Source organism: Burkholderia sp. FERM BP-3421, from assembly GCF_028657905.1.
In the GTDB taxonomy this organism is placed as follows: domain Bacteria; phylum Pseudomonadota; class Gammaproteobacteria; order Burkholderiales; family Burkholderiaceae; genus Burkholderia.
Genome location: NZ_CP117782.1, coordinates 3,421,527 through 3,445,470 on the forward strand (window position 1 = coordinate 3,421,527; position 23,944 = coordinate 3,445,470).

The 23,944-nt window shown below is 63.1% G+C and carries 29 protein-coding genes, 1 tRNA gene and 1 pseudogene; 26 read left to right on the top strand and 5 right to left on the bottom strand.

Annotated features, from left to right (window positions below; genetic code table 11):
- The first annotated feature begins 32 nt into the window (after positions 1 to 32).
- From hisD to tatC, 14 genes are all read left to right on the top strand, one after another.
- A complete protein-coding gene (gene hisD, locus Bsp3421_RS31625; protein ID WP_274000844.1) occupies positions 33 to 1,355 on the top strand; it encodes a histidinol dehydrogenase in 1,323 nt (440 codons plus the stop codon).
- A gap of 85 nt (positions 1,356 to 1,440) precedes the next feature.
- The gene (gene hisC / locus Bsp3421_RS31630; RefSeq protein ID WP_274000845.1) at positions 1,441 to 2,511 is read left to right on the top strand and encodes a histidinol-phosphate transaminase; all 1,071 of its coding nucleotides are present in this window, start codon (positions 1,441 to 1,443) and stop codon (positions 2,509 to 2,511) included.
- Between the two features lie 55 nt (positions 2,512 to 2,566).
- Positions 2,567 to 3,154 carry an imidazoleglycerol-phosphate dehydratase HisB gene (gene hisB / locus Bsp3421_RS31635; RefSeq protein ID WP_274000846.1) on the top strand — a complete coding sequence of 196 codons (588 nt, stop codon included), beginning with the start codon at positions 2,567 to 2,569 and terminating at the stop codon, positions 3,152 to 3,154.
- Between the two features lie 53 nt (positions 3,155 to 3,207).
- Positions 3,208 to 3,828: a YchE family NAAT transporter gene (locus Bsp3421_RS31640; protein ID WP_274000847.1), complete on the top strand. Its 621-nt coding sequence runs from the start codon at positions 3,208 to 3,210 to the stop codon at positions 3,826 to 3,828.
- A complete protein-coding gene (hisH, locus tag Bsp3421_RS31645) occupies positions 3,825 to 4,466 on the top strand; it encodes an imidazole glycerol phosphate synthase subunit HisH (RefSeq protein WP_274000848.1) in 642 nt (213 codons plus the stop codon). The genes Bsp3421_RS31640 and hisH overlap by 4 nt, the downstream gene beginning before the upstream one ends.
- Positions 4,467 to 4,629: 163 nt before the next feature.
- A complete protein-coding gene (hisA, locus tag Bsp3421_RS31650) occupies positions 4,630 to 5,385 on the top strand; it encodes a 1-(5-phosphoribosyl)-5-[(5-phosphoribosylamino)methylideneamino]imidazole-4-carboxamide isomerase (protein WP_274000850.1) in 756 nt (251 codons plus the stop codon).
- A 75-nt stretch (positions 5,386 to 5,460) separates the two neighbouring features.
- The gene (hisF, locus tag Bsp3421_RS31655; protein ID WP_274000851.1) at positions 5,461 to 6,234 is read left to right on the top strand and encodes an imidazole glycerol phosphate synthase subunit HisF; all 774 of its coding nucleotides are present in this window, start codon (positions 5,461 to 5,463) and stop codon (positions 6,232 to 6,234) included.
- Positions 6,234 to 6,647 (top strand): phosphoribosyl-AMP cyclohydrolase, encoded by a 414-nt coding sequence (gene hisI, locus Bsp3421_RS31660; protein WP_274000853.1) that lies wholly within the window; start codon positions 6,234 to 6,236, stop codon positions 6,645 to 6,647. The genes hisF and hisI overlap by 1 nt, the downstream gene beginning before the upstream one ends.
- The gene (locus Bsp3421_RS31665) at positions 6,644 to 7,009 is read left to right on the top strand and encodes a phosphoribosyl-ATP diphosphatase (protein ID WP_274000855.1); all 366 of its coding nucleotides are present in this window, start codon (positions 6,644 to 6,646) and stop codon (positions 7,007 to 7,009) included. Before hisI ends, Bsp3421_RS31665 begins: the two co-directional genes overlap by 4 nt.
- A 125-nt stretch (positions 7,010 to 7,134) precedes the next feature.
- The gene (locus tag Bsp3421_RS31670) at positions 7,135 to 7,524 is read left to right on the top strand and encodes a DUF4870 family protein (protein ID WP_274000857.1); all 390 of its coding nucleotides are present in this window, start codon (positions 7,135 to 7,137) and stop codon (positions 7,522 to 7,524) included.
- Positions 7,525 to 7,546: 22 nt separating this feature from the next.
- Positions 7,547 to 7,912 (top strand): histidine triad nucleotide-binding protein, encoded by a 366-nt coding sequence (locus Bsp3421_RS31675; protein WP_274004428.1) that lies wholly within the window; start codon positions 7,547 to 7,549, stop codon positions 7,910 to 7,912.
- 87 nt (positions 7,913 to 7,999) lie between these two features.
- On the top strand, positions 8,000 to 8,230 hold the full coding sequence (gene tatA / locus Bsp3421_RS31680) for a Sec-independent protein translocase subunit TatA (protein ID WP_274000859.1): 231 nt from the start codon (positions 8,000 to 8,002) through the stop codon (positions 8,228 to 8,230).
- 26 nt (positions 8,231 to 8,256) lie between these two features.
- Positions 8,257 to 8,781 (top strand): Sec-independent protein translocase protein TatB, encoded by a 525-nt coding sequence (tatB, locus tag Bsp3421_RS31685; protein ID WP_274000861.1) that lies wholly within the window; start codon positions 8,257 to 8,259, stop codon positions 8,779 to 8,781.
- Positions 8,782 to 8,819: 38 nt separating this feature from the next.
- The gene (tatC, locus tag Bsp3421_RS31690) at positions 8,820 to 9,596 is read left to right on the top strand and encodes a twin-arginine translocase subunit TatC (protein ID WP_274000862.1); all 777 of its coding nucleotides are present in this window, start codon (positions 8,820 to 8,822) and stop codon (positions 9,594 to 9,596) included.
- Positions 9,597 to 9,856: 260 nt separating this feature from the next.
- On the opposite strand, the gene Bsp3421_RS31695 is transcribed toward tatC, so the two are convergent.
- On the bottom strand, positions 9,857 to 11,065 hold the full coding sequence (locus Bsp3421_RS31695) for a Do family serine endopeptidase (protein ID WP_274000864.1): 1,209 nt from the start codon (positions 11,063 to 11,065) through the stop codon (positions 9,857 to 9,859).
- 21 nt (positions 11,066 to 11,086) lie between these two features.
- Here Bsp3421_RS31695 and Bsp3421_RS31700 point away from each other — a divergent pair, with 21 nt between their 5' ends.
- The 7 genes from Bsp3421_RS31700 to Bsp3421_RS31730 all read left to right on the top strand — a co-directional run bounded on the left by Bsp3421_RS31700 (position 11,087) and on the right by Bsp3421_RS31730 (position 16,184).
- Entirely contained in the window at positions 11,087 to 11,833 is a 747-nt protein-coding gene (locus tag Bsp3421_RS31700) for a Nif3-like dinuclear metal center hexameric protein (protein ID WP_274000865.1), read from the top strand.
- 218 nt (positions 11,834 to 12,051) lie between these two features.
- A complete protein-coding gene (gene petA, locus Bsp3421_RS31705) occupies positions 12,052 to 12,672 on the top strand; it encodes a ubiquinol-cytochrome c reductase iron-sulfur subunit (protein ID WP_274000867.1) in 621 nt (206 codons plus the stop codon).
- On the top strand, positions 12,673 to 14,055 hold the full coding sequence (locus Bsp3421_RS31710) for a cytochrome b (RefSeq protein ID WP_274000869.1): 1,383 nt from the start codon (positions 12,673 to 12,675) through the stop codon (positions 14,053 to 14,055).
- Between the two features lie 20 nt (positions 14,056 to 14,075).
- Positions 14,076 to 14,834, top strand: a complete 759-nt coding sequence (locus tag Bsp3421_RS31715) for a cytochrome c1 (protein ID WP_274000870.1) — start codon at positions 14,076 to 14,078, stop codon at positions 14,832 to 14,834.
- A 93-nt stretch (positions 14,835 to 14,927) separates the two neighbouring features.
- Positions 14,928 to 15,539 (top strand): glutathione S-transferase N-terminal domain-containing protein, encoded by a 612-nt coding sequence (locus Bsp3421_RS31720; protein WP_027797364.1) that lies wholly within the window; start codon positions 14,928 to 14,930, stop codon positions 15,537 to 15,539.
- Positions 15,540 to 15,601: 62 nt separating this feature from the next.
- Positions 15,602 to 16,090 (top strand): ClpXP protease specificity-enhancing factor, encoded by a 489-nt coding sequence (locus Bsp3421_RS31725; RefSeq protein ID WP_274000876.1) that lies wholly within the window; start codon positions 15,602 to 15,604, stop codon positions 16,088 to 16,090.
- 18 nt (positions 16,091 to 16,108) lie between these two features.
- A tRNA-Thr gene (locus Bsp3421_RS31730) sits at positions 16,109 to 16,184 on the top strand.
- Positions 16,185 to 16,299: 115 nt separating this feature from the next.
- Here the strand turns inward: Bsp3421_RS31730 and Bsp3421_RS31735 are convergent.
- Positions 16,300 to 17,423: pseudogene (locus Bsp3421_RS31735) on the bottom strand (IS3 family transposase).
- Between Bsp3421_RS31735 and Bsp3421_RS31740 the strand changes: the two are divergent.
- The 3 genes from Bsp3421_RS31740 to Bsp3421_RS31750 are packed head-to-tail and all read left to right on the top strand — an operon-like array spanning position 17,418 to position 19,626.
- On the top strand, positions 17,418 to 17,675 hold the full coding sequence (locus tag Bsp3421_RS31740; RefSeq protein ID WP_274000877.1) for a hypothetical protein: 258 nt from the start codon (positions 17,418 to 17,420) through the stop codon (positions 17,673 to 17,675). The pseudogene Bsp3421_RS31735 and the gene Bsp3421_RS31740 overlap by 6 nt on opposite strands.
- An 11-nt stretch (positions 17,676 to 17,686) precedes the next feature.
- Positions 17,687 to 18,844 (top strand): DEAD/DEAH box helicase, encoded by a 1,158-nt coding sequence (locus tag Bsp3421_RS31745; RefSeq protein ID WP_186073685.1) that lies wholly within the window; start codon positions 17,687 to 17,689, stop codon positions 18,842 to 18,844.
- On the top strand, positions 18,841 to 19,626 hold the full coding sequence (locus Bsp3421_RS31750; protein ID WP_274000879.1) for a hypothetical protein: 786 nt from the start codon (positions 18,841 to 18,843) through the stop codon (positions 19,624 to 19,626). Before Bsp3421_RS31745 ends, Bsp3421_RS31750 begins: the two co-directional genes overlap by 4 nt.
- 708 nt (positions 19,627 to 20,334) lie before the next feature.
- Here the strand turns inward: Bsp3421_RS31750 and Bsp3421_RS31755 are convergent.
- Positions 20,335 to 21,015: an NUDIX domain-containing protein gene (locus tag Bsp3421_RS31755; protein ID WP_274000881.1), complete on the bottom strand. Its 681-nt coding sequence runs from the start codon at positions 21,013 to 21,015 to the stop codon at positions 20,335 to 20,337.
- Positions 21,016 to 21,101: 86 nt separating this feature from the next.
- Complete coding sequence (locus tag Bsp3421_RS31760; protein WP_274000883.1) at positions 21,102 to 21,353, bottom strand: hypothetical protein; 252 nt, start codon at positions 21,351 to 21,353, stop codon at positions 21,102 to 21,104.
- A gap of 391 nt (positions 21,354 to 21,744) precedes the next feature.
- Here Bsp3421_RS31760 and Bsp3421_RS31765 point away from each other — a divergent pair, with 391 nt between their 5' ends.
- Together Bsp3421_RS31765 and Bsp3421_RS31770 are read left to right on the top strand one after the other, a co-directional pair.
- The gene (locus tag Bsp3421_RS31765; RefSeq protein WP_274004429.1) at positions 21,745 to 22,620 is read left to right on the top strand and encodes a hypothetical protein; all 876 of its coding nucleotides are present in this window, start codon (positions 21,745 to 21,747) and stop codon (positions 22,618 to 22,620) included.
- Between the two features lie 84 nt (positions 22,621 to 22,704).
- Positions 22,705 to 22,992: a hypothetical protein gene (locus tag Bsp3421_RS31770; RefSeq protein ID WP_274000884.1), complete on the top strand. Its 288-nt coding sequence runs from the start codon at positions 22,705 to 22,707 to the stop codon at positions 22,990 to 22,992.
- Between the two features lie 288 nt (positions 22,993 to 23,280).
- Here Bsp3421_RS31770 and Bsp3421_RS31775 read toward each other — a convergent pair whose 3' ends face one another.
- Positions 23,281 to 23,937 carry a hypothetical protein gene (locus Bsp3421_RS31775; protein ID WP_274000886.1) on the bottom strand — a complete coding sequence of 219 codons (657 nt, stop codon included), beginning with the start codon at positions 23,935 to 23,937 and terminating at the stop codon, positions 23,281 to 23,283.
- Positions 23,938 to 23,944: the final 7 nt, after the last annotated feature.

Consider the following 23,944-nt stretch of genomic DNA (forward strand, 5'->3'; position numbering starts at 1 on the left):
GTGAACAGCGCATTACCGGAACGGATAACAGCATGTCTATCAAGATTCGCAAACTCGATTCGACGAAAGCGGGCTTCGATGCGGAGCTGCGCGCGGTGCTTGCGTTCGAGGCGAGCGAGGACGAGGCGATCGAGCGCTCGGTCGCGTCGATCCTGGCGGACGTGAAGTCGCGCGGCGACGACGCCGTGCTCGAGTACACGAACCGCTTCGATCGCCTGAGCGCGCCCAGCGTGGCCGCGCTCGAACTGCCGCGGGAAGAACTGGAGGCCGCGCTCGAGGCGCTGGAGCCGAAGCGCCGCGCGGCGCTCGAGGCGGCCGCCGCGCGCGTGCGCGGCTACCACGAGAAGCAGCGGATCGAGTGCGGCAGCCATAGCTGGCAGTACACCGAGGCCGACGGCACGGTGCTCGGCCAGAAGGTCACGCCGCTCGACCGCGTCGGCCTGTACGTGCCGGGCGGCAAGGCGGCCTATCCGTCGTCGGTGCTGATGAACGCGATTCCCGCGCGGGTCGCGGGCGTGGGCGAGATCGTGATGGTGGTGCCGACGCCCGAGGGCGTGAAGAACGAGCTGGTGCTCGCCGCGGCGAGCCTCGGCGGCGTCGACCGCGTGTTCACGATCGGCGGCGCGCAGGCGGTCGGCGCGCTCGCGTACGGCACCCGCACGGTGCCGGCCGTCGACAAGATCTGCGGCCCGGGCAACGCCTACGTCGCGTCGGCGAAGCGGCGCGTGTTCGGCACGGTCGGCATCGACATGATCGCGGGGCCGTCCGAGATCCTCGTGCTGTGCGACGGCACGACCGATCCGCACTGGGTCGCGATGGACCTGTTCTCGCAGGCCGAGCACGACGAACTGGCGCAGTCGATCCTGCTGTGCCCCGACGAGGCGTTCATCGCGCGCGTCGAGAAGGCGATCGCCGAGCTGCTGCCGACCATGCCGCGCCAGGACGTGATCCGCGCGTCGCTCGAAGGGCGGGGCGCGCTGATCAAGGTGCGCGACATGGCCGAAGCCTGCCGGATCGCGAACGACATTGCGCCGGAGCATCTGGAGATCTCCGCGCTCGAGCCGCAGCAATGGAGCCAGCAGATCCGCCATGCGGGCGCGATCTTCCTCGGCCGCTACACGAGCGAGAGCCTCGGCGACTACTGCGCGGGCCCGAACCACGTGCTGCCGACCTCGCGCACCGCGCGCTTTTCGTCGCCGCTCGGCGTGTACGACTTCTTCAAGCGTTCGAGCCTGATCGAGGTGAGCGCGGAAGGCGCGCACACGCTCGGCGAGATCGCGTCGGAACTCGCCTACGGAGAGGGGCTGCAGGCGCACGCGAAGAGCGCCGAGTTCCGCATGAGACAGGGCGGCTGACGCCGTCCGCATCGGTTTCGCCACCGCGCGGGGCGGCTCGCCGCCCCGCCGATCACACGCCGGCGCCAAGCGCGCCGCTCGACCCATGACCACGCCACAAGACATCATCCGCCCCGACGTGCTCGCGATGACGAGCTACCCGGTTCCGGACGCGCAGGGCTTCGTGAAGCTCGACGCGATGGAGAACCCGTACCCGCTGCCCGAGGCGCTCGCGGCCGAGCTGGGCGCGCGCCTCGCGCAGGTCGCGCTGAACCGCTATCCGGCGCCGCGGCCCGCCGCGCTGCTCGACAAGCTGCGCGCGACGATGCGGGTGCCCGCCGGCTGCGAACTGATGCTTGGCAACGGTTCCGACGAGTTGATCAGCCTGATGTCGGTCGCCTGTGCGAAGCCGGGCGCGAAGGTGCTCGCGCCGGTGCCGGGCTTCGTCATGTACGAGATGTCGGCGAAGTTCGCGCAGCTCGAATTCGTCGGCGTGCCGCTCAAGGCCGACCTGACGCTCGACGTCGACGCGATGCTCGCGGCGCTCGAGACGCACCGGCCGGCGCTCGTCTACCTCGCGTATCCGAACAATCCGACCGGCACGCTGTACGCCGACGAGGACATCGAGCGCATCGTCGCGGCGGCGCGTTCGAGCCTTGTCGTGATCGACGAGGCCTACCAGCCGTTCGCGCAGCGCAGCTGGATGCCGCGCGCGGCCGAGTTCGACAACGTGGTCGTGATGCGCACGGTGTCGAAGCTCGGGCTCGCCGGGATTCGGCTCGGCTACCTGGCCGGCCCGCCCGCGTGGCTGACGCAGTTCGACAAGGTCCGCCCGCCCTACAACATCAACGTGCTGACCCAGGCGGCGGCCGAGCTGCTGCTCGACCACGTCGAGGTGCTCGACGCGCAGGCGGCCGAATTGCGCGCCGAGCGCACCCGGCTCGCGCAGGCGGTCGGCGCGCTGTCGGGCGCGACCGTGTTCCCGAGCGCCGGCAACTTCCTGCTGGTGCGGGTGCCGGACGCGGCGGCGGTGTTCGAGCGGCTGCTGACCGAGCGGATCCTGATCAAAAACGTGAGTAAAATGCACCCATTGTTGGCCAATTGCGTGCGTTTGACGGTTGGGTCTCCCGAGGAAAACGCCCGCCTGCTGGCCGCCCTGGCACTTGCGCTGCCCTGACGGGCCAGCGCGCTTCGCAGTCCCCATTTACATCCGTTCAAACCGAGGTATCCCCATGCGTGTGGCGGAAGTCGTTCGCAACACCAGCGAAACGCAGATCCGAGTGAAGCTCAATCTCGACGGCACCGGCCAGCAGAAGCTGGCCACCGGCGTGCCGTTCCTCGACCATATGCTCGACCAGATCGCCCGCCACGGGCTCGTCGACCTCGAGGTCGAAGCGCATGGGGACACGCATATCGACGACCACCATACGGTCGAGGATGTCGGCATCACGCTGGGCCAGGCCGTCGCGAAGGCGATCGGCGAGCGCAAGGGCATTTGCCGCTACGGCCATTCGTACGTGCCGCTCGACGAGGCGCTGTCGCGCGTCGTGATCGATTTCTCCGGCCGGCCGGGGCTCGAATTCCACGTGCCGTTCACGCGCGCGCGGATCGGCAGCTTCGACGTCGACCTGTCGATCGAGTTCTTCCGCGGTTTCGTGAACCATGCGGGCGTCACACTGCACATCGACAATCTGCGCGGCATCAACGCGCACCATCAGCTCGAAACGGTGTTCAAGGCGTTCGGCCGGGCGCTGCGCATGGCGGTGACGCTCGACGAGCGCGCGGCCGGGCAGATCCCGTCGACGAAGGGCAGCCTCTGATTCTCCGCTGACGCGGATCACCCTCTTGGCCGCGGCCTGCGCGGCGGCTTGCGATGGACCTGGTCAAATCATTCATCTCGCTGCTCGCGCTGATCAATCCGCTCGGCGCGATCCCGTTCTTTCTGAGCCTGACGGCGCAGCAGACGGACGTGGAGCGCCGCCACACGATCCGGATCGCCGCGATGTCGGTGTTCTGCGTGATCACGGTGACCGCGCTGCTCGGCCAGCAGATCATCCGCTTCTTCGGGATCTCGGTCGGCTCGCTCGAGGTCGGCGGCGGCATCATCATGCTGTTGATGGCGATCACGATGCTGAACGCGCAGATCGGCAATACGCGCTCGACGCCCGAGGAGCGCGACGAGGCGGAATCGAAGAACAGCATCGCGGTGGTGCCGCTCGCGATTCCGCTCCTGACCGGCCCGGGTTCGATCAGCACGGTGATCGTCTACGCGGCGAACGCGACGCACTGGTACGACCGGCTCGGGCTGGTCGCGATCGGTGCGATCCTCGCGCTGCTGTGCTTCATCGCGATGCGGCTTGCCGAGCCGATCGCGCACTGGATCGGCCGCACCGGCATCAACATCGCCACGCGTCTGATGGGTTTGATGCTGTCGGCGCTGGCGGTGGAATTCATCGTCGACGGACTGAAGGCTTTGTTGCCTGCTCTGAAATGAAAACTTCGATTGCGATTGTGGATTATGGGATGGGCAACCTGCGCTCGGTCGCGCAGGCGCTCAGGAAGGCCGAGCCGGCCGCGGACGTGACGATCGTCGACCAGCCCGCGGCGATCCGCGCGGCCGACCGCGTGGTGCTGCCGGGCCAGGGCGCGATGCCGGACTGCATGCGCTGCCTCGGCGAGTCGGGCCTCCAGGAGGCGGTGCTCGAAGCCGCGCGCAACAAGCCGCTGCTGGGCGTGTGCGTGGGCGAGCAGATGTTGTTCGACTGGAGCGCCGAGGGCGGCACCGACGGGCTCGGCCTGATGCCGGGCAAGGTGCTGCGCTTCGAACTCGACGGCCGGCTGCAGGACGACGGCTCGCGCTTCAAGGTGCCGCAGATGGGCTGGAACCGCGTGCGCCAGAGCCGCGCCCACCCGTTGTGGGACGGGGTGCCCGACGACGCATACTTCTACTTCGTGCACAGCTACTACGTGGCGCCGGCCGAGGCTGCGCTGACGGTCGGCGAGACGCTGTACGGCGCGCCGTTCACGTCGGCGGTGGCGCGCGACAATCTCTTCGCGACCCAATTTCACCCGGAGAAAAGCGCGGAAGTGGGGCTGCGGCTGTACCGCAACTTCGTGCACTGGAATCCGTGAACGTGGCGCGCGTGCCACAGCCGGCGCGCGCAGCGGCCACCGTCCGGTGGGCGTGAGGCACGAATTTACCGAAAGAGTTGTACTAAACTAGCGAGACGACAGGGTGCCGGATGGGCCGGCGCGCGTCTCAACCCTCATTTTTCCCACATAACACCCGATTGCTATGCTGCTGATTCCGGCCATCGATCTTAAAGACGGTCAGTGTGTACGCCTCAAACAAGGCGATATGGACCAGGCGACGATTTTTTCCGAGGATCCCGCGGCGATGGCGCGCAAGTGGGTCGATCTCGGTGCGCGACGGCTGCATCTAGTCGATCTCGATGGCGCCTTCGCCGGCAAGCCCAAGAATCTCGAGGCGATCGAGGCGATCCTCGCGGAGGTCGGCAGCGAGGTGCCGGTTCAGCTCGGCGGCGGCATCCGCAGCCTCGAGACCATCGAGAAGTATCTCGACGCGGGCCTGTCGTACGTGATCATCGGCACCGCGGCCGTGAAGGATCCGGGCTTCCTGCAGGACGCGTGCAGCGCGTTCGCGGGCAGCATCATCGTCGGGCTCGACGCGAAGGACGGCAAGGTCGCGACCGACGGCTGGAGCAAGCTGACCGGCCACGAGGTCGTCGATCTCGCGCGCAAGTTCGAGGATTACGGCGTCGAGTCGATCATCTATACCGACATCGGCCGCGACGGCATGCTGCAAGGCATCAATATCGAGGCGACGGTGAAGCTCGCGCAGGCGGTCGGCATTCCGGTGATCGCGAGCGGCGGCCTGTCGAACCTCACCGATATCGAGCAACTGTGCGAAGTGGAGGAGGATGGCGTCGAGGGGGTGATCTGCGGTCGCGCGATCTATTCCGGCGACCTCGATTTCGCCGCGGCGCAGCGCCGCGCGGACGAACTGAACGGCGAGCTGGACGACGCCTGAGCGGGCGCGGCCCGAGCCGCCCCGTCCCCACCGCCGCCCGCCCGGGCGGCCTTACCGCGGCATTTGCGCAACATCATGGCTCTAGCTAAACGCATCATCCCCTGCCTCGACGTCACCGCCGGGCGCGTCGTCAAGGGCGTCAACTTCGTCGAGCTGCGCGACGCCGGCGATCCTGTCGAGATCGCGCGCCGCTACGACGCGCAGGGCGCCGACGAACTCACCTTCCTCGACATCACCGCGACCTCCGACCAACGCGACCTGATCCTGCCGATCATCGAGGCGGTGGCGTCGCAGGTGTTCATTCCGCTCACGGTGGGCGGCGGCGTGCGCGCGGTGGAAGACGTGCGGCGCCTCCTGAACGCCGGCGCGGACAAGGTCAGCATGAATTCGTCGGCGGTCGCGAATCCGCAGCTGGTGCGCGACGCGGCCGACAAATACGGTTCGCAGTGCATCGTGGTCGCGATCGACGCGAAGCGGGTGTCCGCCGACGGCGAGCCCGCGCGCTGGGAAGTGTTCACGCACGGCGGCCGCAAGGGCACGGGCCTCGATGCGATCGAGTGGGCGCGCCGCATGGCGGAGCTGGGCGCGGGCGAGATCCTGCTGACCAGCATGGACCGCGACGGCACCAAGGCGGGCTTCGATCTCGCGCTCACGCGCGGCGTCTCGGACGCGGTGCCGGTGCCGGTGATCGCGTCGGGCGGGGTGGGCTCGCTGCAGCATCTGGCCGACGGCATCAAGGACGGGCGCGCGGATGCGGTGCTGGCCGCGAGCATTTTCCACTATGGCGAACACACGGTCGGCGAGGCGAAGCGCTTCATGGCCGACCAGGGCATACCGGTGAGGCTGTGATGAGCGATTCCGCAACGACGGGCAACTGGCTCGACAAGGTGCGCTGGGACGCGAACGGCCTCGTGCCGGTGATCGCGCAGGAGGCGTCGACGAACGACGTGCTGATGTTCGCGTGGATGAACCGCGACGCGCTCGCGAAGACCATCGAGACGAAGCGCGCCGTGTATTTCTCGCGCTCGCGCCAGCGCCTGTGGTTCAAGGGCGAGGAGTCGGGCCACGTGCAGCACGTGCACGAGGTGCGGCTCGATTGCGACGAGGACGTGGTGCTGCTGAAGGTCGAGCAGGTGTCGGGCATCGCGTGCCACACCGGCCGGCACTCGTGCTTCTTCCAGAAATTCGAAGGCAGCGCCGACGACGGCGAATGGGTCGCGGTCGATCCGGTGCTGAAAGATCCCGAGCATATCTACAAATGACGTCAACCACCGAAGACACACTGCTGCGCCTCGCGGCGGTGATCGACAGCCGCAGGGGCGGCGATCCCGAGCAGTCGTACGTATCGCGCCTGTTCCACAAGGGCGACGACGCGGTGCTGAAGAAGATCGGCGAGGAGGCCACCGAAGTGGTGCTCGCCGCCAAGGACGTGCGGCAGGGCGGCGCGCCGACGGCGCTCGTCGGCGAGGTCGCGGACCTGTGGTTCCACTGCCTCGTGATGCTGTCGCATTTCGATCTGAGCCCGGCCGACGTGGTGGCCGAGCTGGAGCGCCGCGAAGGTTTGTCGGGCCTTGAGGAGAAAGCGCTGCGCAAGAGCCGCGAGCGCGAGGAAAACGGCGGCTGAGCCGGCTGCGGACTGCGCAGTCGAGGACTGCGCGTCCCTGACCGGGCGTCCCTAACCGGGCGTCCCTGACCGGGCGTCCTTGGCTGGCCGTCCCGGAAAACTGTCATCAATTGGGGGTTAACATCATGCAAGATTCGCCGGGTCAGTTTCCGCCCTCGTACCAGAGCGCGTCCGAGAGCGAGCGGCAGAATTCGTTGCGCACCCTGACGCACGTGCTGTACGCGCTGTACGCGATCCATTGGTTGACGGGCGGCATCACCGGGATCATCGCGATCATCATCAACTACGTGAAGCGCGGCGATGTGGTCGGCACCGCGTACCAGGCCCATTTCGAATGGCAGATCCGCACCTTCTGGCGCGCGCTGATCGCCTATCTGATCGGGTTCGCGCTGCTGTTCGTCGGGATCGGCTTCGTGGTGCTGGGCGCGGTCTGGCTCTGGACGCTCTACCGTATCATCAAGGGCTGGCTGTTCCTGTACGACAACAAGACGCTCGATCCTCAGGCGTGGTTCTGAGCGGGTGGATGCCGGGAGCATGATGGATCACGATCCGAACTGCCTGTTCTGCCGCATCGCGGCGGGCGAGGTGCCGAGCGCGAAGGTGCACGAGGACGACGAGTTCGTCGCGTTCCGCGACATCCGCCCTGCAGCCGAGACGCACGTGCTGGTGATTCCGCGCCGGCATCTGCCGACATTGTCGTCGGCGCGCGCGGAAGACGCGCCGCTGCTTGGTAGAATGATGATCCTCGTCGCGCGCCTCGCCGAACAGCTGGGCTGCGCGTATACGGGCGGCGAGACCGGGTTCCGGACGGTGATCAACACCGGGCCGGGCGGCGGGCAGGAGGTCTACCACCTGCACGCGCATATCCTGGCCGGGCCGCGTCCGTGGCATCGCATGGGGTGACGGGCGTTTCCGTCACGGGACTGAATTGACGCCGGCATCGCCGGCATGTTGCGCCGCCGTCGCGGCGACGCTTGGGAGAGTGGCATCATGGGTGGACTGAGTATTTGGCACTGGCTGATCGTGCTGTTGATCGTCGCGCTGGTGTTCGGCACGAAGAAGCTGCGCAATATCGGCAGCGACCTCGGCGGTGCGGTGAAGGGCTTCAAGGACGGCATGCGCGAGTCCGAGGGTTCGGATGCGCAGCAGCTGCCGCGCGCGGGGTCGGTCGACGTCGACGCGAAGGAAGCGGCGCGTTCGTCCGATTCCCACAAGGCTTGACGCCCGCGCGCTGACGGATCGCCGCGATGCTCGATCTGGGTCTTTCGAAGATGGCGCTGATCGGCGTCGTCGCGCTCGTCGTGCTCGGCCCCGAGCGGCTGCCGCGCGTCGCGCGCACGGCCGGCGCGCTGTTCGGGCGCGCGCAGCGCTATATCAACGACGTGAAGGCGGAAGTCTCGCGCGAAATCGAACTCGATGCGCTGCGCACGATGAAGACGGATTTCGAGGCGGCCGCGCGCAACGTCGAAACCACGATTCACGACAACGTGCGGCAGCACGAGACCGATCTCAACGACGCCTGGCGTTCGACGGTCGATCCCGACAGCGCCGCGGCGACGGCCGCCGCGGCTGACGCCGGCGCGCCCGGGCCGTCCTCGTGGCGCAGCACGGTCGCCGCCGCGCCGAAGCGTCGCAACTGGCGTGTGAAGACGACCGCGACGCCCGTGTGGTACAAGCGCGCGACCGCGCGCCGCGCGCACGTGCAGTCGGGCGCCGCGCGCGTCGCCCGGCATCAGCCGGCGAGCCTGCGTCGCCCCGTGCGCTTCTTCTGAGCGATGATTCGCGCCCATTATTCCAACCGAGGGCCGGTGTGAACGACCCCCAGCGTAATCCGGACGACGCGCCGGAAGAAACCTTCATTTCCCATCTCGTCGAACTGCGCGACCGCATCATCCGGGCGGGCGCGGCGGTCATCGTCGTGTTCCTCGGGCTCGTCTACTGGGCGCCCGACATCTTCCGGCTGCTCGCGCGCCCGCTGATGCAGAACCTGCCGAAGGACGGCAAGATGATCGTCACCGACGTCACCGGCTCGTTCTTCGTGCCGATGAAGGTGACGATGCTGGTCGCGCTCGTGATCGCGCTGCCGATCGTGCTTTACCAGATCTGGGCGTTCGTCGCGCCGGGCCTCTACCAGCATGAGAAGAAGCTCGTCGGGCCGCTCGTCGGCAGCAGCTACGTGCTGTTCCTGTGCGGCATGGCCTTCGCGTACTTCATCGTGTTCCCCACCATCTTCCGCGTGATGGCGCACTACAACGCGCCGCTCGGCGCGGAGATGACGACCGATATCGATAATTACCTGAGCTTCGTGCTCGGGATGTTCATCGCGTTCGGGGTCACCTTCGAAGTGCCGGTGGTCGTCGTGCTGCTCGTCCGGATGGGCGTGCTGACGGTGCAGAAGCTCAAGGAGATCCGCCCGTACGTGATTGTCGGCGCATTCGTGGTGGCCGCGGTGGTGACGCCGCCCGACGTGTTCTCGCAGCTGATGCTCGCGTTGCCGCTCGTGGTGCTGTACGAGGCCGGGATCATCGCGGCGCGGCTGTTCGTCAAGCCGCCGGTGAAGGAAAAGGAAGCGGAAGCCGCGTCGTGAGCGTGCTTGGCGTGCCCGCTTCCGCTGGACGAGCCCTGCACGCTGCTTCCCTCTGCCTGATCGCGCATGGACATCCGGTCGGCGGCTGAGGCGACGCCATCCGCATCTTGTCGGGGCGGTTTTCCGGCCGGCCTGCCAGAATGAAAAACCCCGCGTCTGCATTGCGCAGCGCGGGGTTTTTTGTCGGACGCGTCCAGGCCATCCGCTGTCCGAAGCCCGCGCCGCGCCTCGACGCAACGGCGGGCGCGGCGCGCCGCCCGTTATTCCGTGTCGTCGCCTTCCTGGTCGCTCAGCGCCTGCTTCGGCGGCGGCGGACGCTTGCCGATCACGACCGTCAGGTCGAATTCCTTGCCCTTGCGCACGACGTGAACCTTGGTCGGCGTGCCGGGCTTGATCTGCGCGACGACGTTCAAGAGCCGCGTGGTGTCGGAGATCGTCTCGCCGTTGACCGACACGAGGATGTCGCCCGGCTTGATGCCCGCCTTGTCGGCCGGGCCGCCCTGCAGCACGCCGGCGACGATCGCGCCGCTCTTCTGTTCGAGCCCGAACGATTCGGCGATCTCCGGCGTGACGTCCTGCGGCTCGACGCCGATCCAGCCGCGCGTGACGCCGCCCATCGTGATGATGCTCTCGAGCACGGTGCGGGCGGTGGAGACGGGGATCGCGAAGCCGATCCCGAGCGAGCCGCCCGAGCGCGAGTAGATCGCGGTGTTGATGCCGAGCAGGTTGCCGTTCACGTCGACGAGCGCGCCGCCGGAATTGCCGGGATTGATCGGCGCGTCGGTCTGGATGAAGTTCTCGAAGGTGTTGATGCCGAGATGGTTGCGGCCGAGCGCGCTGATGATGCCCATCGTGACGGTCTGGCCGACGCCGAACGGATTGCCGATCGCGAGCACCACATCGCCGACGCGGGACTGGTCGGAGCGGCCGAGCGTGATCGTCGGCAGGTTGGTCATGTTGATCTTGAGCACGGCCAGATCGGTCTCGGGATCGCTGCCGATCACCTTGGCGGTGGCGGTGCGGCCGTCGGCGAGCGCGACTTCGATCTGGTCGGCGCCGTCGACCACATGCTGGTTCGTTAGAATGTAACCTTCCGAGCTCACGATGACGCCCGAGCCCAGATTCGCCGCCGGCTCCTCTTGTTGCTTGTGCGCATTGCGGTCGCCGAAGAAATACCGGAACAATGGATCCTTCGCGCGCGGATCCGGCGGCAGCGAGCCGTCCTTGCTCGAGAACACGTTGACGACCGCAGGCATGGCCTTTTGCGCGGCGTCCGCATAGGAAGTCTGCGCGGGCGCGCCGCCGACGCCGGGCGCCACCTCGCGCAGCGCCACGATCGGCGCCGCCAGCTGCTTGCCGAGCTGCCCCTGCCGCTGCAGCCATTGCGGCTTGAGCGTCGCGACGATGAACATCAGCGCGAGCAGCACCGTCACCGCTTGGGCGAAGAACAGCCAGAAGCGTCTAAGCATTTGAAGATATTAGAGGTTTATATGGATCGGATCGAACTTGAATTGTACTTGAACAATACCCTCGAAACCGCCCGCTTCAAGGACTATTGCCCCAACGGTCTGCAGGTGGAAGGACGTCGCCGGATCGAGAAGATCGCCACCGGCGTGACCGCATCGGTCGCGTTTCTCGACCGCGCGCTCGAGTGGGGCGCCGACGCGGTGCTGGTCCATCACGGCTACTTCTGGCGCAACGAGGCGCCGTCGATCACGGGCCGCAAGCACCAGCGCCTGAAGCGCCTGCTCGCGAACGACCTGAACCTGTTCGCGTTTCATCTGCCGCTCGACGCGCACCCCGAACTCGGCAACAACGCGCAACTGGGCGAGCGCCTCGGCCTGATCGGCGACGCGCGCTTCGGCGACCAGGACCTCGGCTGGCTGGCGACGCTGCCGATGCCCGTCACGCTCGAGCATTTCACCGCGAAGGTCGAGCAGACGCTCGGCCGCACCCCGCTCGTGCTCGGCGACGCGGATCTGCAGCTGCGCCGCGTCGCATGGTGCACGGGCGGCGCGCAGAGCTATTTCGACGCGGCGATCGAGGCGGGCGCCGATGTGTTCCTGACCGGCGAGGCGTCGGAATTCGTCACGCATGCGGCGGCCGAGAGCGGCGTCGCGTTCGTTGCGGCGGGGCACCATGCGACCGAGCGCTACGGGATCCAAGCGCTCGGTCGCCATTTGTCGGAGAAATTCGATCTCGAGCACCTTTTCATCGACATCCACAATCCGGTTTGAGGGTCCGATTTGGTGCGCTGCACCTAGAAAATCGAATGTAGTAAACGCTTAATATGCGATTGAAATAATCGCTTCGATAGTGCGTGGAAACCCTTATCAATCAAGGGCTTCAAGCAGTATTTCGCATCCGGGCCTTGTAAATGGCGACTCCATTCCCGCACACTAGCGGCGGTATGAAAAGTCGTGACGGAAAATCCAACTCAGAAGTGGGGCGTGTGATGCGAGACAAAGAAGAGAAACGCGTCGACAGCGGCCGCCGTACCTGGCTGATTGCGACATCCGTAGCAGGTGGCGTAGGAGGCGTTGCCACCGTAATACCGTTCGCGGCGTCGCTCGCGCCGTCCGCGAAGGCGAAAGCGGCCGGCGCGCCGGTCGAGGTCGATATCGGCGAGCTGAAGCCGGGCGAGATGCTCACCGTGGCATGGCGCGGCAAGCCGGTCTGGATCCTGAATCGCACCGAAGCGATGCTGACCGACGTCACCAAGGCCGACAAGGAAGTGGCCGATCCGCAGTCGAAGACCCCGTATTCCATGCCGTTGCCCGCGTATTGCGCGAATGAATATCGTGCGCGGGCCGATCGCAAGAACATCCTCGTCGTGGTCGCGGTGTGCACCCACCTGGGCTGCACCCCGACCCAGCGCTTCACGCCGGGGCCGCAGCCGAACCTGCCGGACGATTGGCCGGGCGGCTTCCTGTGCCCCTGCCACGGTTCGACCTACGATCTGGCCGGCCGCGTCTTCAAGAACAAGCCCGCACCGCAGAATCTCGATGTTCCGCCCTACATGTTCACGTCGGCCAACACCCTCGTGATCGGCAGGGACGAGAAAGGAGAAGCGTAAATGGCGACGGATAACAAGGAAGTCTCCACGACAGGTTTCATGGGCTGGGTCGACCAACGCTTCCCGCTCACTTCCACCTGGAAGAAGCACGTTTCCGAGTACTACGCGCCGAAGAACTTCAACTTCTGGTACTTCTTCGGGTCGCTCGCGCTGCTGGTGCTCGTGAACCAGATCGTCACCGGCATCTTCCTCACGATGAACTACAAGCCCGATGCGACCCTCGCGTTCGCATCGGTCGAGTACATCATGCGCGAGGTGCCGTGGGGCTGGCTGATCCGCTACTTGCACTCGACGGGCGCGTCGATGTTCTTCGTGGTCGTTTACCTGCACATGTTTCGCGGGCTGCTGTACGGGTCTTACCGCAAGCCGCGCGAACTGGTGTGGATCTTCGGCTGCGCGATCTTCCTGTGCCTGATGGCCGAGGCGTTCTTCGGCTACCTGCTGCCGTGGGGCCAGATGTCGTTCTGGGGCGCGCAGGTGATCGTGAACCTGTTCTCGGCGATCCCGTTCGTCGGTCCGGACCTGTCGCTGTGGATCCGCGGCGACTACGTGGTGTCGGACGTCACGCTGAACCGCTTCTTCGCGTTCCACGTGATCGCGATCCCGCTGGTGCTGGTCGGGCTCGTGGTCGCGCACCTGGTCGCGCTGCACGAAGTGGGGTCGAACAACCCGGACGGCGTCGAGATCAAGGCGAAGAAGGACGAGAACGGCATCCCGCTCGACGGCATTCCGTTCCACCCGTACTACTCGGTGCACGACTTCCTCGGCGTGTGCGTGTTCCTGATGGTGTTCGCGCTGATCGTGTTCTTCGCGCCGGAGATGGGCGGCTACTTCCTCGAGGCGAACAACTTCGTGCCGGCGAACCCGCTGCAGACGCCGCCCGAGATCGCGCCCGTCTGGTACTTCACCGCGTTCTACGCGATGCTGCGCGCGACCACCGACCCGTTCAAGATCGTGCTGATGATCGTGATCGCGGCGCTCGGCGTGCTGGCGCTGATCCGCGCGCGCGGCAGATGGAAGATCGGGCTGCCGGTGCTGGCCGCCGCCGTGGTCGTCTTCATGTACGTGACCGAGGCGAAGTTCTGGGGCGTGGTGGTGATGGGCGCGGCCGTCGTGTCGCTGTTCTTCCTGCCCTGGCTCGACCGCAGCCCGGTGAAGTCGATCCGCTACCGGCCGCTGTTCCACAAGGTGTTCTACGGCATCTTCGTGCTGGTGTTCCTGACGCTCGCGTTCCTCGGCACGCGGCCGCCTTCGCCCGCGGCGACGCTGATCGCCCAGATCTGCGCGCTCGTGTACTTCGCGTTCTTCCTCGGCATGCCGTTCTGGACGCCGCTTGGCAGGTTCAAGCAGCCGCCCGAGCGCGTGACGTTCAAGCCCCACTAAGCGAGCGAGGAGAACACGACATGAAGAAACTGCTTTCGACGCTCGCGCTGATCGGCGCGACGGCGTGTGCGCTGCTGGCGGCGCCGGCTTGGGCGGATGAGGGTAATTTTCCGCTCGACCGCGCACCGGATAACACGGAAAATCTCGTGTCCTTGCAGCACGGCGCGCAATTGTTTGTAAACTATTGCCTGAACTGCCATAGCGCGAACCTGATGCGCTACAACCGTCTGACGGATCTCGGCATTTCGCAGAAGGAGATCGAGAAGAATCTCCTGTTCACGACCGACAAGGTCGGCAACACGATGTCGGTCGCGATGCGGCCCGACGATGCGAAGAGCTGGTTCGGCGCAACGCCGCCCGATCTGTCGGTCGAGGCCCGGGCGCGCAGCCGCGACTGGCTGTATACATACCTGCGCAGCTTCTACCGCGACGACACGCGTCCGACCGGCTGGAACAACGCGGTATTCGAGAACGTCGGTATGCCCCATGTCCTGTGGCAGTTGCAGGGGCAGCGCACGGCGAAATTCGAAGAAAAGACGGACGAGGAGACGGGCGAGAAGGTGCGCAAGCTCGTCGGCTTCGAGCAGGTGACGCCGGGGACACTGTCGCCGGTGGATTATGATTCTGCCGTGGCCGACCTGGTGGCATACCTGAACTGGATGTCGGAGCCCGCGCAGCAGACCCGCAAGCGGCTTGGCGTGTGGGTGATGCTGTTTCTCGGCGTCCTGACCTTTTTCGCATGGCGGCTCAATGCCGCCTACTGGAAAGATATCAAGTAATCACGCCGTGACCGGCGTGGGGCCGGCGCAAGGAAAGGCCTGCGGGATGGGCTTTCTGCGCGCTGGCCTTCGGCTTTTTGAGGAAACGTAATTATGATGGTTCTGTATTCCGGCACGACTTGTCCGTTCTCCCAGCGTTGCCGGCTGGTGCTGTTCGAAAAGGGCATGGATTTCGAGATTCGCGATGTCGACTTGTTCAACAAGCCGGAAGATATCGCCGTGATGAATCCGTATGGTCAGGTGCCGATTCTCGTCGAGCGGGATCTGATTCTGTATGAATCGAACATCATCAACGAGTATATCGACGAGCGCTTCCCGCACCCGCAGCTGATGCCGGCCGACCCGGTGCAGCGCGCGCGCGCGCGGCTGTTCCTGCTCAATTTCGAGAAGGAGCTGTTCGTGCACGTGAGCACGCTCGAGAACGAGAAGGGCAAGGCGGCGGAGAAGAACCACGAGAAGGCGCGCCTCGCGATCCGCGATCGCCTGACGCAGCTCGCGCCGATCTTTCTGAAGAACAAGTACATGCTGGGTGAAGAGTTCTCGATGCTCGACGTCGCGATTGCGCCGCTGCTGTGGCGCCTCGATCACTACGGGATCGAGCTGTCGAAGAATGCGGCGCCGCTGATGAAGTACGCGGAGCGGATTTTCAGCCGCCCGGCGTATATCGAAGCGCTGACGCCGTCCGAAAAGGTCATGCGTCGTTGAGTCTGGTTGCGGAGCGGCGATGCGGCGGGGGCCGCGTCGTCACTCCCGTTTGAGGACGGTTGATGCAAGAGATTTCCACGAAGCCTTATTTGCTGCGCGCGCTGTACGAGTGGTGTACGGATAACGGCTATACGCCACATATCGCGGTGCGCGTCGACAATTCGACGCGCGTGCCGCGCCAGTTCGTGCGCGACGGCGAGATCGTGTTGAACATCAGCTTCGAGGCGACGAGCCAGCTGCAGATGGGTAACGAATGGATCGAGTTCACCGCGCGCTTCTCCGGTAAGGCCCACAAGATCGAGGTGCCGGTCGCCAACGTGCTCGCGATCTATGCGCGCGAGAACGGGCAGGGCATGGCGTTCCAGGTCGAGGCGGTCGCGGAAGGCGCGGGCGCGCCGTTGGAGTCCGAAGCGGAGGAAGGGGCGACGGTCGAGGAAGCGGGTGCGGCGGATACGGCCGGCAACGAGGCCGCCAAACCCGCCGATGAGCCGCCCGAGCCCGACGGCGACGGCGCGAAGGGCAGCAGGCCTCGCCTCAAGATCGTGAAATGAGGTAGAATTCGCGGCTACGCCGGCTTAGCTCATCTGGTAGAGCAGTTGATTTGTAATCATCAGGTGGCGGGTTCGAGTCCTGCAGCCGGCACCAAATACCTATCCAAGAGCATCCTTGGAAATCCTGAAACCCGTGATAGCATAAGGCTTCGCGGGTTTTTTTATTCCAGCGTTGTCCAGCGCTACCCGTCTGAATCCGGGTGTAGTGGTCAACTAATCCCGGACACTGCATTAAGTTTTTCTTCCGCAACCGCCGGCGCCAGTCCGTCATTGAACTGATGCGGCCGTATCCAGTTGTACCGGTGCATCAGGTAGTGGCTGATGTCCCGCTGTGCCTCCTGCGCCGACATGTAGCCCACTGACGGTAGCCATTCGGTCTTGAAGCTGCGGAACAACCTCTCCATCGGGGAGTTGTCCCAACAATTTCCTCGACGGCTCATGCTCTGCTGTATCCGATAGCGCCAGAGGCGCTGACGGAATCTCCGGCTTGCATATTGACCGCCTTGATCCGAGTGAAACAGCAAGCCTTGCGGTCGACCACGTTGCTCGTAGGCCATCTCCAACGCCTGCACGACCAGATCGGCATCAGGGCGTGTCGAGAACGCCCAGCCAACAGCCCGACGCGTGAACAGGTCGAGTACTACGGCCAGATAATGCCAACGGCCCTGCGCCCAGACATACGTGATGTCACCACACCACACCTGATTCGGCGTACCAACCTCGAATTCGCGATTGAGATGGTTCGGGATATCGATCCGCTCGACCGTGGCCTGCTTGTAGGCATGGCGGCCCGGCTGCTTGCAGATCAACCCGAGTTCTTCCATCAAGCGGCTGACCTTGAAGCGGCCAATCGCCGTACCTTCCTCGCGCATCATGCCCATGATGCTGCGACTGCCAGCAGAGCTTCGACTCTCGATGAATAGTTCGTGTACCCGGCTACGCAGTGCCATTCGCTCGGCATCAACGCGTCGGGTTCGCCCTCGATGGGCATACAGGCAGGACCGCGACACGTCGAATACCGCGCAGATCAGCTCGACCGATTCGCTTGCGCCAATCTGATCAATTACTTCGTACGTTCGATGCCTTCCGACATCAAGAGCGCGGCAGCCTTTTTTAAAATGGCCTTCTCACGCTCAAGGCGTTCGATACGCGCCTCGAGTTACTGAATACGCTGTTGATCCGGCGTGATTGCCTTGCCCTGCGGCGTGACGCCCTGGCGTTCCATCTGAAGTTGCTGCACCCAGCGGCGCAGCACCGTCTCGCCGACGCCGACCGAGCGGCTTGCTTCTATATGGCTATAGCCCTGGTCGAGCACCAGACACGCGGCTTGCATCCTTACTACCAGACGCTGGAAGCAAAGGACTCGATGCACGAATGCGTGCAACAGTACATCTTCGACGCTGTCGCTGAGTTCAAGACTGGCAAATTACTGTCGCGCGTCAACCCTGACAGCGTGCGTAGATTAAAGAATGACTTGTTGCGAGCGCGGGCGGCGCAACTCGACAACGCCGATGCCGAGGTCAGGGCGCAGGCGGAAGCTGATCTGTTCGGGCAAACATCCGAACGCACCGCCGGCGAAGGCTGAAAGGGTGAGGTATGCCTAAATTGACGCCGCGAGGTTGGCAAGTCGAAGCGCTCGCAAATTGGGAGCACGCTAACCATCGCGGTATCGTCAGCGTCGTTACAGGCGGCGGCAAGACGGTGTTTGCGCTGTCATGCATTGACCGCATCCGTCCGGTCGCGACACTAATCGTCGTTCCGACCACCGCGCTACTTGAGCAATGGTGGGAGGAGGCAGCGAGCTACTTCGATCTTGAGCTAGATGAGATCAACGTTATCACTGGAAGTCTGCGCTTTCGCCTTGGGGCGATCAACATCGCGGTACTCAACACGGCCGCCAAGCTGCCTGAACGCATGCAGGAGCAGCACAGGTGTTTCTTGATCGTTGATGAGTGTCACAAGGCTGCATCCGAACAGTACCGCTCGGCGCTTCAGGTTCCGACCTTCGCGTCTTTGGGGCTTTCGGCAACGCCCGAACGGCAGTATGACGACGGCCTAAAGGATGTACTTGTACCTGCCCTTGGAGACGTAATCTACAGCTACGGCTATGCGGACGCGCTGCGTGATGGTGTCATCGTACCGTTTGAATTGAAGAACATTGTCTTCGAACTGGAAGCAGACAGGCAGGCTGAGTACGACAAGCTTAGCAAGGCGATAGCGCGCTCCATTAGCCAGCATGGGATGGAAGCAGAGGAAACCGTCGCCCTGTTCCTGAAGCGCGCTCGCGTCTTGAATCTCAGCCTGAACCGCATCCGCTTGGCGCTAAAGCTCGTGGCGGCAAACCGCGGAAAACGCACGCTGGTCTTTCATGAAGACATCGAAGCCTGCGATCTGATCCATAGCGTGCTAGCGGAGAACGGCGTCAAGAGCGGGGTTTACCACTCCAAGATGCCGCTCCGCGCAAAAGCCGCGATGCTGGGACGGTACCGGCGCGGCGAGATCGATGTGTTGGTTACCTGTCGAGCTCTAGATGAGGGATTCAATGTGCCAGAGACAGAGATCGGCATCATCGCAGCCAGCACGGCAACGCGGCGCCAGCGGATTCAACGGCTTGGCCGCGTCGTGCGTCCCGCGAAGGATAAGGACGGTGCTTCCATCTATACGCTTGTCGCAACTGGACCGGAGATTCAGCGTCTCAAGGAAGAGGAAGAGCGCCTTGAGGGCGTGGCAACCGTGACTTGGAGTCGGGCATGAGAAAGCTTTTAACCGGCGAATGCCACCCGGACAATATTTTTCAACTCGTCGATCCAACGACGTATGTCGAAGGTGACTTCGAAGCGGAAGTCGTCAAAGCGCTGTCGTGTTTGATGCCGGAATATCGTTGCGGCGTGTTTGCTGGAGCGTTCGTCTTGGAGGGCGAGCGTCGCGTTGCGGACTTGGCGCTCGTTCACAGGACTTTGTCCCATTGGTTCGTCGTTGAGGTCGAACTGGCAGGGCATTCGCTGGAACACCACGTTCTTCCTCAAGTTCGCTGTTTCCGCTACGGTGACCCAGAGCAATCTTGCGTTACGAGCTTGGTACGGGCATTCGGAGATCTTAATCGCGAACAAGCCGAGGACCTGCTGAGCTACATACCTCGCTATGTCGCCGTCGTTGGCAATCTGCCTGATCCGATCTGGGCGACGAAGCTTAGCGCAGTTGACACGCAGTATTTGACCGTGTCTGTTTATCAGGATCGCAACGGACGAATAGCGCATGAAGTGGAAGGCCGACTATTTGTCAGAGCGCAGAGCATAGGTTTTGCGCGGTTCTCGGCGATTGACAACTGTTTACGCATCCCGAGCGGCTGCGGGCTTCCGGTTGGGAACATTCAAATCGTGGACCAATACGGCGTCGCTGGGGTATGGACGGTTCGCGACGACGCTGGAAATCTTTGGATTCAAAAAGAGCGTGGACCCGCGCTGATTCCTCACGATAGCCTAGTGCAAATCATCCGAAATTTTGAGGGTCGCATATCGATATTGCTGTCGTCGTAAGTACGGCTCGGGAACGAGGAGCATTCAAACGCGCCATGCCGATCGGTGTACATCGTGGCCGCACGCTTCCCACCGGAATCAGCGTCGGCGAACAAATAGTTTCGCCGGCTAAGCGAAGAGACGCGAGCCCAGTTTTCCGTCAAAGACAGAGCACCTTACTGCTGCTCGAATCGTTTAGTACACAGGGCGGCGAGTTCGCCCTCGGCGCCGTCTGGTACGCTAAAATTGTGCTCAACAGTCAGATGTCGCCGTTAGCTGCGCTCGATTCCGGCGTTGAAGTCGGATGAGCAACCGAATCAGAATGCCCCCAAGGATTGGGGGCACATTTGGGGGCACGTAGAAATTAGCGAGTCTCTCGAAGCCTTATATGACGAGGTTTTTCTGGAAGAATTCAATTCCTGCAGCCGCACCATATCCAGCAAGGGGTTACGCGATGTTTGCGTAACCCCTTCGCGTTTTCGGAGCACTCCCGCGTTTCCCAAACGCGTGCGGCGGTGCTCGTGGACGAACTCGTGCACGAAGAGCACATCCGAATAGGCCGCCGTGCAAGGTCGCATGACCGCGCGGTCGGCGCGGTCCACAACCACCATTCCAATAAGAACAGAGAGAACAGAGTGTGATCGTAGCCGCGCGCTTTGCATGCCGTCACCTCCGGCCAACCGTATTCGGCCAGGCATCGGCCGGCCCTCGGCCCTGTGTCTTGGTCGCCTATTCGGCCAGTCCGAAAAGATCGACGCGCAGATATCTAAGGACGATGTAATACCAGCCGATGTCATCTCGTCCCTTCCATGACTTGATGGTATTCCAGTTGTCGGCCAGCGTGATGTTCCAGACGGCGACATGTTCAAGTTCGTTGTCGTATGGCCAGGGGATTAAATTATTGCGCACGGCATACGACACGGTATTTGAGTAGCCGATCTCGCCTTCCCATTTATTTTCCTTGATTTCGATAATTAGTTTTTCCGCATTCTTCAGGCTGGTGCCGTATATGGTCGCGCCGGTACGTGCCACATCATTCTTATTGTTCGCTTTGAAGTACGCCCCTGTGAACGAACCTCGGTCGCTGAAGGATTGCGCTTTGATGAGTTTATGAGCAGGTAGGTTGACACCGGTCTCCTCGATGAATTCGCGTTCGGCGGCCGCGGCGGCCCCCTCGTTCTTGTGTATCCCGCCGCCGGGAAGCGCGTACTGCCCGGGGCCATTCGTTATGCGTATTCCTTTATGGTAGGCATCTCCCTTGCGGCCGTTTCCAAAATAGAAACCCTCGGTTCTCTTCTTGGCGATGATGAACCAGCCTTCCTCGTCGTATAGGACCGCATATGCAGAGGCCACGGTAATCTCCTTGATGATTTCGGCCGAAACAGGCAACGGAATTGGGAGTCTGCCCATGGGCCGGTTTTCAGCTTAGGACCGTTTTTGGCATGAAGGTAGCTACCATTTATAACAGGAATGGAAGCGCCGAATTATCCGAAACGTTATTTGGGATGTGATGTTGTTGGGAAATCAAATTCATCGATGGTGAGCGCGTCTCCCGGATATTGAGAAGGCTCGACGGGACGCCTTCCCTCCTCATGTGGCGGATCGACGCTGAACCAGCGACGCGAGGCATGGATCTCTCCAGGTCTGGTATGGAAGATCGGAAACTCAATAAATCCTCTTGGCGATTTCGTGGTATCTATGGCGCGCGGGTTAATTCTCGATGATTGTCTGTCGACCTTGTCGATCAAGCTTCATCGATCCCAAGCCCCAGCAGAACAACGATGTACAAGACGGTCTGTCGTATGGCGTGTGCCGGATTCGATGCAAGGGCGGTCGGGGAGTCAGCCGTCAACGCGAGCATGACGTGTCGTGTGTTCGCAATCGCGTCCGTATTGTCCGGTCCCGACACGCTCTATTTGACGACCTGTTCGCCGGCCCCCTCCTGCTGCTGGCTTTCGAATGCCGAGATGGCACAAACCGTCCATCCTCGGCCGCCGGTGTGCTTCCGGTCATTCGATCGATGATCGTTCCCATGTTTGTGTGGAGCATTGGCGGGGCGTGCGGCGGATTCGCGTCGACATCGCTTGATCCTGATAACAACCAATGCCCATCGAATGGCAAAACCTGGAGAGCCGTACCATGCAAGCACCGCTTCACCGCCACCATCTTCTCGCCCTTGCGCTGCTCGCGGCGACCCTTTCCGCCTGTGGCGGGGGAGATGACGGCGGGACATCCAGCACCGGATCAACCGCGTCGCCCCTGCCGGCGTCGCCCGCACCCGAAGCCCCCGCACCGTCGGCACAAGCCGCGTGCCGGCCGAGCGGTCGCTTTACCTATTCCGGCTCGGCTTCCCAGGTGGCGGCGAGCAACGGTCAACTGGCCGTGGTGGTCGTCCCGAGCCTGCCCACGGCGTATCAGAAGAAAAGAAACTTCACCGCACCGGCCGCGCCCGCATCGAGCCTGGTGCAGCAGCCGAGCGGTGGATTCACGACCTTGGCCGCATCGGCTGCGGCGACCGATTGTCTCGGCCTCGATCACGGGATGGTCACGGACATACAGAGCGTCGGCGCCGACGTGGCGATCGGCCGTTGGACTCAGGCCATGGACACGGACCGCAATACCTATAACGGCGAGCAGGGCGTCAGCTATGCGGTGGGGACGCCGTTGACGTTGTCCGCGACGAGCGGATCGCTCGTCTGCACGTCATTGATCGCGGGTCCGGTGGCAAACAACACCGGAGCGGAAGGGGGCTCGCTCGGAACGGCGTCGGCCACGCTCGATCTCGCCGCGCGCACGCTGAACAACCTGAGCCTGTCGATCACGGTGATCAATACGCCCTACACGGTGACGAAAGCGCAGACCCCGTTGAATGGGGTATCGAGCGAAGGAATGCTCACCGTCCAGTCGGTCGTCGTGGGACATGACGCGAAGCGGCCGCTGGTGGCGCTCGGCTACTCGGCAGCGCCGCCGAATACGCAAGGGGTCGGCGGCGTCGTGGTGATGTCGTGCCAGTAGTGATGGGCGCGTGACGTGACGGCGCGGCAATGTCGCGCCGGTCGTCGCGCGAGAGGATCGCCGCCACGCAGCGTGATGCCTGGCATGCAGGCGATCGGCAAAGCCGCCGTGTACTCCGGCGCCGGCGGCTTTTTTGCATCTGCATCTGGCAGCACGGCTTTTCCCGGCGCCAAGTCGGCCACCTACACCTTCAACTGGTATTTCACGCGTCGGCGCGGTTCGGATGGAATCCTCGGCACGTCTTCCACCCAGCCCACCCATCGCTGCGCCGACGTCGCATCCTGCACCGTACTTGCCCGATCCCACCTGGGGCTGCCCTGGCCACAGAGCCGCGAGCCGATGATCCGACGGCGATCACGACGCAATTTATAAATGGAATTGTTTGGAGATATCTGCAATTCAGGTGCTCGATACAGTCAATATTTGGCTGATCGATATTGGAAAACGTTTGCGGAAGAATTGCGTGTAAGAAGAAATAGGCCGTCGAAACGAAAAGAAGAAGCGCTCGATCCGAAATCTCATGATTCGTCGAGGGTGGCGGCCGCGAACTGCTTGCCCATGAAGGAAATGAGACGTACGGCATCATCAAATGAGACAAGGATGATGCGTCGGGATTGCGTATTTCTTGACGAATTTAAGAAATTAATGGTGAGTATTTTTTTAGGAAATTTCAATAGCGTGATTTTGCGAAATTTTACAAACAAGTGATTCGTTTTTACATTTCTTGAAGATTGTAAGTCGATCGTAGTCGATATAATCGTCGCGAAATTTGAGATTGTAAGGACGGACAGGATTGCATGCCGTCCGGAAGGAAGTTCGTGGGTCGGCCCATGACGATGGGGAAGGTGGTCTGTCATGCGGCAAGGCAGGTGATGGGAAGTCGAGTGTGATCCGGTAGTCCTGCGCACGGTGCGCAAATTTTCCACGTATTGGCGACGCGTCGAGCCGAGTGATTGTGCCCATTCGGAATGCATCGTCGCGTGGATCGATTCGTCGATATAGAAGAGCGGCCTTCAAAACCCGGTGTGATATCCGGTTGAAGATGCTTCCGGCCGCGCAGGTGAAAACAGAGACCAAGATGCCATGGAAACGCGAGAGAGTTCCGGGGAAAGCTGCGTCCGCATTCGGCCGTCGATCGGTGGTCGCGCAAATCGCGACGAACGTCGATGCCGTCACGCCGGATTTCAAGGCCGCTTCAATCCGTTTTCCAACGTGTTTCGTGCGTCGCCGCCGCTTGGCGATACCGCGGAAAGTCAGCCCGTAAAACCATAGAAATCGTGCAGACAGCGCGCCCGACGGCGCGTCATCTGCGATCACAGAAATA

What these genes read in the sequence shown, in the direction of transcription:
- Bsp3421_RS31665 (WP_274000855.1), top strand. Translation starts at nt 6,644, where the DNA reads ATGACGTCAACCACCGAAGACACACTGCTGCGCCTCGCGGCGGTGATC.
- Bsp3421_RS31750 (WP_274000879.1), top strand. Translation starts at nt 18,841, where the DNA reads ATGAGAAAGCTTTTAACCGGCGAATGCCACCCGGACAATATTTTTCAA.
- Bsp3421_RS31670 (WP_274000857.1), top strand. Translation starts at nt 7,135, where the DNA reads ATGCAAGATTCGCCGGGTCAGTTTCCGCCCTCGTACCAGAGCGCGTCC.
- hisA (WP_274000850.1), top strand. Translation starts at nt 4,630, where the DNA reads ATGCTGCTGATTCCGGCCATCGATCTTAAAGACGGTCAGTGTGTACGC.
- Bsp3421_RS31640 (WP_274000847.1), top strand. Translation starts at nt 3,208, where the DNA reads ATGGACCTGGTCAAATCATTCATCTCGCTGCTCGCGCTGATCAATCCG.
- Bsp3421_RS31765 (WP_274004429.1), top strand. Translation starts at nt 21,745, where the DNA reads ATGCAAGCACCGCTTCACCGCCACCATCTTCTCGCCCTTGCGCTGCTC.
- Bsp3421_RS31710 (WP_274000869.1), top strand. Translation starts at nt 12,673, where the DNA reads ATGGCGACGGATAACAAGGAAGTCTCCACGACAGGTTTCATGGGCTGG.
- petA (WP_274000867.1), top strand. Translation starts at nt 12,052, where the DNA reads ATGCGAGACAAAGAAGAGAAACGCGTCGACAGCGGCCGCCGTACCTGG.
- Bsp3421_RS31770 (WP_274000884.1), top strand. Translation starts at nt 22,705, where the DNA reads ATGCAGGCGATCGGCAAAGCCGCCGTGTACTCCGGCGCCGGCGGCTTT.
- hisI (WP_274000853.1), top strand. Translation starts at nt 6,234, where the DNA reads ATGAGCGATTCCGCAACGACGGGCAACTGGCTCGACAAGGTGCGCTGG.
- hisF (WP_274000851.1), top strand. Translation starts at nt 5,461, where the DNA reads ATGGCTCTAGCTAAACGCATCATCCCCTGCCTCGACGTCACCGCCGGG.
- tatB (WP_274000861.1), top strand. Translation starts at nt 8,257, where the DNA reads ATGCTCGATCTGGGTCTTTCGAAGATGGCGCTGATCGGCGTCGTCGCG.
- hisD (WP_274000844.1), top strand. Translation starts at nt 33, where the DNA reads ATGTCTATCAAGATTCGCAAACTCGATTCGACGAAAGCGGGCTTCGAT.
- Bsp3421_RS31755 (WP_274000881.1), bottom strand. Translation starts at nt 21,015, where the DNA reads ATGGGCAGACTCCCAATTCCGTTGCCTGTTTCGGCCGAAATCATCAAG.
- hisC (WP_274000845.1), top strand. Translation starts at nt 1,441, where the DNA reads ATGACCACGCCACAAGACATCATCCGCCCCGACGTGCTCGCGATGACG.
- Bsp3421_RS31745 (WP_186073685.1), top strand. Translation starts at nt 17,687, where the DNA reads ATGCCTAAATTGACGCCGCGAGGTTGGCAAGTCGAAGCGCTCGCAAAT.
- Bsp3421_RS31720 (WP_027797364.1), top strand. Translation starts at nt 14,928, where the DNA reads ATGATGGTTCTGTATTCCGGCACGACTTGTCCGTTCTCCCAGCGTTGC.
- Bsp3421_RS31700 (WP_274000865.1), top strand. Translation starts at nt 11,087, where the DNA reads ATGGATCGGATCGAACTTGAATTGTACTTGAACAATACCCTCGAAACC.
- hisB (WP_274000846.1), top strand. Translation starts at nt 2,567, where the DNA reads ATGCGTGTGGCGGAAGTCGTTCGCAACACCAGCGAAACGCAGATCCGA.
- hisH (WP_274000848.1), top strand. Translation starts at nt 3,825, where the DNA reads ATGAAAACTTCGATTGCGATTGTGGATTATGGGATGGGCAACCTGCGC.
- Bsp3421_RS31675 (WP_274004428.1), top strand. Translation starts at nt 7,547, where the DNA reads ATGGATCACGATCCGAACTGCCTGTTCTGCCGCATCGCGGCGGGCGAG.
- Bsp3421_RS31725 (WP_274000876.1), top strand. Translation starts at nt 15,602, where the DNA reads ATGCAAGAGATTTCCACGAAGCCTTATTTGCTGCGCGCGCTGTACGAG.
- Bsp3421_RS31695 (WP_274000864.1), bottom strand. Translation starts at nt 11,065, where the DNA reads ATGCTTAGACGCTTCTGGCTGTTCTTCGCCCAAGCGGTGACGGTGCTG.
- tatA (WP_274000859.1), top strand. Translation starts at nt 8,000, where the DNA reads ATGGGTGGACTGAGTATTTGGCACTGGCTGATCGTGCTGTTGATCGTC.
- Bsp3421_RS31715 (WP_274000870.1), top strand. Translation starts at nt 14,076, where the DNA reads ATGAAGAAACTGCTTTCGACGCTCGCGCTGATCGGCGCGACGGCGTGT.